At 71.6% G+C, this 6,415-nt stretch carries 5 protein-coding genes and 1 pseudogene; 4 read left to right on the top strand and 2 right to left on the bottom strand.

Annotation, left to right across the window (positions count from 1 at the left end):
* Positions 1–44 precede the first annotated feature (44 nt).
* From dnaE to Tsedi_RS08430, 4 genes are read left to right on the top strand one after another with little or no spacing between them, the layout of a single operon-like run.
* Entirely contained in the window at positions 45–3,617 is a 3,573-nt protein-coding gene (gene dnaE / locus Tsedi_RS08415; protein WP_143895589.1) for a DNA polymerase III subunit alpha, read from the top strand.
* A gap of 37 nt (positions 3,618–3,654) precedes the next feature.
* Positions 3,655–4,977, top strand: coding sequence for a serine--tRNA ligase (gene serS / locus Tsedi_RS08420; protein ID WP_143895591.1), 1,323 nt, complete (start codon positions 3,655–3,657; stop codon positions 4,975–4,977).
* Positions 4,978–4,998: 21 nt separating this feature from the next.
* Complete coding sequence (locus tag Tsedi_RS08425) at positions 4,999–5,274, top strand: DUF4258 domain-containing protein (RefSeq protein ID WP_143895593.1); 276 nt, start codon at positions 4,999–5,001, stop codon at positions 5,272–5,274.
* Complete coding sequence (locus Tsedi_RS08430; RefSeq protein ID WP_143895595.1) at positions 5,271–5,468, top strand: DUF2283 domain-containing protein; 198 nt, start codon at positions 5,271–5,273, stop codon at positions 5,466–5,468. The genes Tsedi_RS08425 and Tsedi_RS08430 overlap by 4 nt, the downstream gene beginning before the upstream one ends.
* 60 nt (positions 5,469–5,528) lie before the next feature.
* Here Tsedi_RS08430 and gloA read toward each other — a convergent pair whose 3' ends face one another.
* Both gloA and Tsedi_RS08440 read right to left on the bottom strand, forming a co-directional pair.
* Positions 5,529–5,942, bottom strand: coding sequence for a lactoylglutathione lyase (gene gloA / locus Tsedi_RS08435; RefSeq protein ID WP_143895597.1), 414 nt, complete (start codon positions 5,940–5,942; stop codon positions 5,529–5,531).
* Between the two features lie 9 nt (positions 5,943–5,951).
* A pseudogene (locus Tsedi_RS08440) lies at positions 5,952–6,415 on the bottom strand (hypothetical protein); the annotation flags it as partial.

The following is a 6,415-nucleotide window of genomic DNA, read 5'->3' on the forward strand; positions in this document are numbered from 1 at the left end:
CCGCCCCCGCCCCCGGCTGGGGGCGGCCCCTACAATGCGGGCGCATGTTCGTCCACCTGCGCCTGCACACCGAGTTCTCGATCGTCGACGGCACCACGCGGGTCGACGACGCGGTGGCCCGCGCGGCGGCCGACGGTCAGCCGGCGCTGGCCATCACCGACCTGGCCAACCTGTTCGGCGCCATCAAGTTCTACAAGGCCGCGCGCGCCGCCGGCGTCAAGCCGATCCTCGGCGCCGAGGTGTGGCTGGCCGGCCTGCCGGGCGTGCCGACGACGGCGCCCGGCGGTGCGCCCGCGCCGGTGCCGCGCGTGCTGCTGCTGGTGCAGAACCACCGTGGCTACCTCAACCTGTGCGAGCTGTTGGCGCGCGCGTGGACGCGCGGCGTGGTGCGCGAGCAGGCGCTGCTGCAGTGGGCGTGGCTGCAGGAGCTGCACGAGGGCCTGATCCTGCTGTGCGGCGCGGCCGCCGGGCCGGTGGGACAGGCGCTGCTGGCCGGCGACGAGGCGCGCGCCGAGGCGCTGGCGCGGCTGCTGGCGCAGGCCTTCCCGCGCCGCTTCTATCTCGAGCTGCAGCGCGCCGGCCGGGCGGACGACGAGCGCCACGTGCAGGCGGCCGTGCCGCTGGCGGCGCGCCTGGGGCTGCCGGTGGTGGCCACGCACCCGATCCAGTTCCTGGCGCCGGAGGACTTCGACGCCCACGAGGCGCGCGTCTGCATCGCCGAAGGCGAGATCCTGGCCAACCCGCGCCGGGTGCGCCGCTTCACGCGCGAGCAGTATTTCAAATCCGCCGCCGAGATGCAGGCGCTGTTTGCCGATGTGCCCGCCGCGTTGGCCAACGCAGTGGCCATCGCGCAGCGCTGCAGCCTGACGCTGACGCTGGGCAAGCCGCGCCTGCCGGACTTTCCGATTCCGCCGGTGGACGGGCGCCAGCTCGACACCGAGGCCTACTTCCGCCACGTCGCGCGCCAGGGGCTGGAGGAGCGCCTGGCGCAGCTCTACCCGGACGAGGCCGAGCGCGACCGCCAGCGCCCGCGCTACCTGCAGCGGCTGGACTTCGAGCTCGACACCATCGTCAAGATGGGGTTCCCGGGCTACTTCCTGATCGTGTCGGACTTCATCCAGTGGGCCAAGACGCACGGCTGCCCGGTCGGGCCGGGGCGCGGCTCCGGGGCCGGGTCGCTGGTGGCGTATGCGCTCAAGATCACCGACCTCGACCCGCTGCGCTACAACCTGCTGTTCGAGCGCTTCCTCAACCCCGAGCGGGTGTCGATGCCGGACTTCGACATCGACTTCTGCCAGGAAAACCGCGACCGCGTCATCGAGTACGTCAAGGGCAAATATGGGCGCGAGGCGGTCAGCCAGATCGCCACCTTCGGCACGATGGCGGCGCGCGCGGCGATCCGCGACGTCGGCCGCGTGCTGGACTTCGCCTACGGTTTTTGCGACGGCATCTCCAAGCTCGTGCCGAACAAGCCGGGCCTGAGCGTCACGCTGCAGTATCCGCCGAACCCCAAGCCGGAGGGTGACAAGAACCATTACGCGCTGGAGCTGGAGCCGCTGCTCGCGGAGCGCGTGCAGAAGGAGGAGGAGGTGCGCCAGCTCATCGAGCTGGCGCAGAAGCTCGAGGGCCTGACGCGCAACGTCGGCATGCACGCCGGCGGCGTGCTGATCGCGCCCGGCAAGCTGACCGACTTCTGTCCGCTCTACCAGCAGCCCGGCAGCGACGCCGCCGTGAGTCAATACGACAAGGACGACGTCGAGGCGGTCGGTCTGGTCAAGTTCGACTTCCTGGGCCTGGCGACGCTGACGATCCTGGAGCTGGCCAAGGAGTTCATCGTCGCGCGCCACCCGGACCAGCGCGACTTCGCGTTCGAGCGCATCCCGCTCGACGACGCCGCCACCTTCGAGTTGTTCCAGCAGGGGCGCACCGAGGCGGTGTTCCAGTTCGAATCGCGCGGCATGCAGGCGATGCTGCGCGACGCCAGGCCCACGCGGCTGGAGGACCTGATCGCGCTCAACGCGCTGTACCGCCCCGGGCCGATGGACCTGATCCCGAGCTTCATCGCGCGCAAGCACGGCCGCGAGCCGGTGGAGTACCCGCACCCGCTGGTGGAACCGGTGCTGGCCGAGACCTACGGCATCATGGTCTACCAGGAGCAGGTGATGCAGGTGGCGCAGGTGCTGGGCGGCTACACGCTCGGCGGCGCCGACCTGCTGCGCCGCGCCATGGGCAAGAAAAAGCCCGAGGAGATGGCCAAGCACCGCGCCATCTTCCGCGAGGGCGCGGCCAGGAACGGCATCGACCAGGCCAAGGCCGACGAGATCTTCGACCTGATGGAGAAGTTCGCCGGCTATGGCTTCAACAAGTCGCACGCCGCGGCCTACTCGCTGCTGGCCTACCACACGGCGTGGCTGAAGGTCCACTACACGGCCGAGTTCTTCTGCGCCAACATGACCATCGAGATCGACGACACCGACAAGCTCAAGGTGCTCGTCGACGATGCGCGCACGTTCGGCCTCACCTTCGAACCGCCGGACGTCAACACCGGCACCTACCGTTTCGAGCCGATCGACGACCGCCGCATCCGCTACGGCCTGGGCGCGGTCAAGGGCACCGGCCAGCAGGCCATCGAGGCCATCGTCGCCGCCCGCGCCGGGCGTGGCGCCGGCGTGCGCGCCACCAAGGCCGGACCGTTCGACAGCCTCTACGACTTCTGTGTCCGCGTCGACCGCGGCAAGGTCAACAAGCGCACCGTCGAGGCGCTCATCAAGGCCGGCGCGTTCGACACCGTCGAGCCGAACCGCGCCGCGCTGCTGGCCTCGCTCGACCAGGCGTTCGAGTGGGCCGCCACGCAGGAGGCGCATGCGGCGCAGGCCGGCCTGTTCGACCTGCTCGGCGAAGCCAGCCCGCACGCCAGCGGTGCGGAGCCGGCGCTGGCGCCCGCCGAGCCGTGGAGCGTCAAGGAGCGGCTGGCACACGAGAAGACGGCGCTGGGCTTCTACCTTTCCGGCCACCTGTTCGACGCCGTCGAGACCGAGGTGCGTCGCTTCGCCAAGGTGCGGCTGGCGGACGTGCAGGACAGCCGCGATCCCTTCGTCGTCGCCGGCATCGTCGGCGAGCTGCGCATCGTCAACGGCCAGCGCGGCAAGGTCGCCATCTTCACGCTCGACGACAAGACCGCGGTGCTGGAGGCCAGCGCCGACGAGGCGCTGATCCAGGCGCACCGCGCCCTGCTGAAGGACGACGAGCTCGTCATCGCGCAGGTCACGGCGCAGCCCGACCGCTTCTCCGGCGGCCTGCGCCTGCGCGTGCAGCAGCTGTGGGATCTGCCGGCGGCGCGCTGCCGCTTCGGCCAGCACCTGCGCGTGGTGCACGCGGGCGAGGACGTGCCCGACATCGCCGCCATCGTGCAGGCCCACCCGCCGCAGCGCGTGGTGGCCGAGGAGGGCGAGTTCACCCGGGGACTCGCGGTGCGCATCTGGCGCTGGCTGCCCACCGCGCGCGCGGAGCTGGAGCTGGACGAGCGCGCGCGCTTCTATCCGAGCGACGAGGCGCTGGCCGCGTGGCGCGCGCTGGCGCACGAAGGGCGCGCCGAGGTCGTCTACGCCGGCGGCTGAAGGCCGGCGCGTCGGTGGCGGCCCCTACAATCGGGCCATGCTCGACATCCACCTCCTGCGTCGCGACCTCGATGCCGTGGTCGCGCGGCTGCAAACCCGTCAATCCCCGCAACCGTTTCTCGACGTCGCCGCCTTCCAGCGGCTGGAGGGCGAACGCAAGGATCTGCAGGTGCGCACCGAGGAGCTGCAGGCGCGCCGCAACAGCCTGTCCAAGCGCATCGGCCAGCTCAAGGGCGCGGGCCAGCACGCCGAGGCCGAGGCCGTGATGGCCGAAGTCGCCGCCCTCAAGGGCGAGCTGGAGGCCGCCGCCGCGCGCCTGGAGCAGATCCAGGCCGAGCTGCACGCGCTGCTGCTGGCGGTGCCCAACCTGCCGCAGCCTGAGGTGCCGGTCGGCCCGGACGAGAGCGCCAACGTCGAACTGCGCCGCTGGGCGCCGCAGGGTGGCTACGGCGCCGATCCGGCGCCGCTGCCGTTTGCGCCGCGCGATCACGTGGCGCTGGGCGAGCGGCTGGGGCTGGACTTCGAGACCGCGGCCAAGCTCAGCGGCGCGCGCTTTGCGGTGCTGCGCGGTCCGATCGCGCGGCTGCACCGGGCGCTGGCCCAATTCATGCTCGACGTGCAGACCGGCGAGCACGGCTACACCGAGTGCTACACCCCCTACATCGTCACCGCCGAGACGCTGCGCGGCACCGGCCAGCTGCCCAAGTTCGAGGCCGACCTGTTCGCCGCGCGCAAGGGCGGCGCGCACGGCGACGAGGAGACCGCGCTGTACCTGATCCCGACCAGCGAGGTGACGCTGACCAACTTCGTGCGCGACACCATCCTGGCCGAGGCCGATCTGCCGATCAAGCTGACCGCGCACACGCCGTGCTTCCGCTCCGAGGCCGGGGCGGCCGGGCGCGACACGCGCGGCCTGATCCGCCAGCACCAGTTCGACAAGGTCGAGATGGTGCAGATCGTGCACCCGCAGCACAGCCACGCGGCGCTGGAGGAGATGACCGGCCACGCCGAAGCCATCCTGCAGAAGCTGGGGTTGCCGTACCGCGTGGTGCTGCTGTGCACCGGCGACATGGGGTTTGGCGCGGCGCGCACGCACGACCTGGAGGTGTGGCTGCCGGCGCAGGGCACCTACCGCGAGATCAGCTCGGTGAGCAACTGCGGCGACTTCCAGGCCCGTCGCCTGCAGGCGCGTTTCCGCAACGCGCAGGGCAAGCCGGAGCTGGTGCACACGCTCAACGGCTCGGGCCTGGCGGTGGGGCGCGCTCTGGTGGCGGTGCTGGAGAACTACCAGAACGCCGACGGCACCATCACGGTGCCGCAGGCGCTGCGGCCGTACCTCGGCGGCGCCGAGCGGCTTTGAACGCACCGGCCGGATCCGCGTGTGGCGATGTCGGCAGTGCGGGACGTTCGCTTCACCGACCACGCCCGGGCGCGGATGCGGGAGCGGGCCATCGCCGAGCATGCGGTTCTTGACACGATCGCGCGGCCTGCACGGACGTTGGTTCTGGCCGACGGGCGCCTCGAGTTCCAGGGATGGGTGTCCAGGGGGGATCGCCGGCTCCTGTTGCGCGTGATCGCCGACGATGATAGAACGGTGCTCACCGTGGTCACGGTGCTGGCCACCAGCAAGATTGCCAAGTACGGAGCCCCAACATGAAGGTGGAGTTCGATCCGCAGGCCGACGCCTTGTACATCCGCCTGCGCGAGGGCGAAGTGGCTGACAGCGACGAAGTTCGCCCCGGCGTCATTTTCGATCTCGACGCCGAGGGGCGCGTGCTGGGCATCGAAATGCTGGATGTCAGCACGCGCACCGACAACCCGCGCGAGTTGGCGTTTGCGCTCGTCGGCTGAGGTTGGCTGGAAGCGGCCTGACCGTTCGGCCTGGCCGTTTCCCCGCATTGGCAACCGCCGTCAGCGCAACCCCGCCCCGGCGGCGTCGAAGTCGCGCTGGATCAGCTCGATCTTGTAGCCGTCGGGGTCGGTGACGAAGGCGATCACGGTCGTGCCGCCCTTGACCGGGCCGGGTTCGCGCGTGATCGTGCCGCCGGCGGCGCGGATGCGCTCGCAGGCTGCGTAGACGTCGGGCACGCCGATGGCGATGTGGCCGTAGGCGGTGCCCATCTCGTACTTGTCCACGCCCCAGTTGTAGGTCAGCTCGATCTCGGCCTGACCCGGGTTGCCGCCGTCGTAGCCGAGGAAGGCCAGCGTGTACTTGTACTCGGGGTTCTCGGACGTGCGCAGCAGCTGCATGCCGAGCACGCGGGTGTAGAAGTCGATCGAGCGCTGCAGGTCACCCACCCGCAGCATGGTGTGCAGGATACGCATGGCGTCACTTTAGCGGATGCGGCCGAAGCTGGTGCGCAGCGGGTCGATGCCGCCGCCGCCCTTGGGGCGGTTCTTGTTCTTGTCGCGCCGGCCGCTGAGCGCGTCGATGCCGGTGCGCAGCGGGTCGGGCTGGCGCGCCGGCGGCGGGGCGGCGGGCTTGCGGCCGCCCTGCGGCGGGTTCGGTCGCGTCGGCGCAGTGGCCTGGCCCGGGCCGCCCTGGGCGGGGCCGGCGCCCTTGCCCTTGCCGCGCCGACGCCGGTTGCGGCTGCGCCGGCCTTCCTGGTCGATGCGCACGCGCTGCGGCGGCGTGTCCTGCTGCGGCGCCGGAGCCGCCTCCTGGGTGGCCTGCGCGCCGTCGTCCACGGAGTCGCCGTCGGCCGGCGCCGGGCCCGCCGTCGGCGGGGTCGAGGCCGGTGCGGCCTGGGCGCTGCCGCCGCGGCGCTGGCGCAGCCGCTCCTGCAGCTCGCGCCGGG

This window comes from Tepidimonas sediminis (assembly GCF_007556605.1).
In the GTDB taxonomy this organism is placed as follows: domain Bacteria; phylum Pseudomonadota; class Gammaproteobacteria; order Burkholderiales; family Burkholderiaceae_C; genus Tepidimonas; species Tepidimonas sediminis.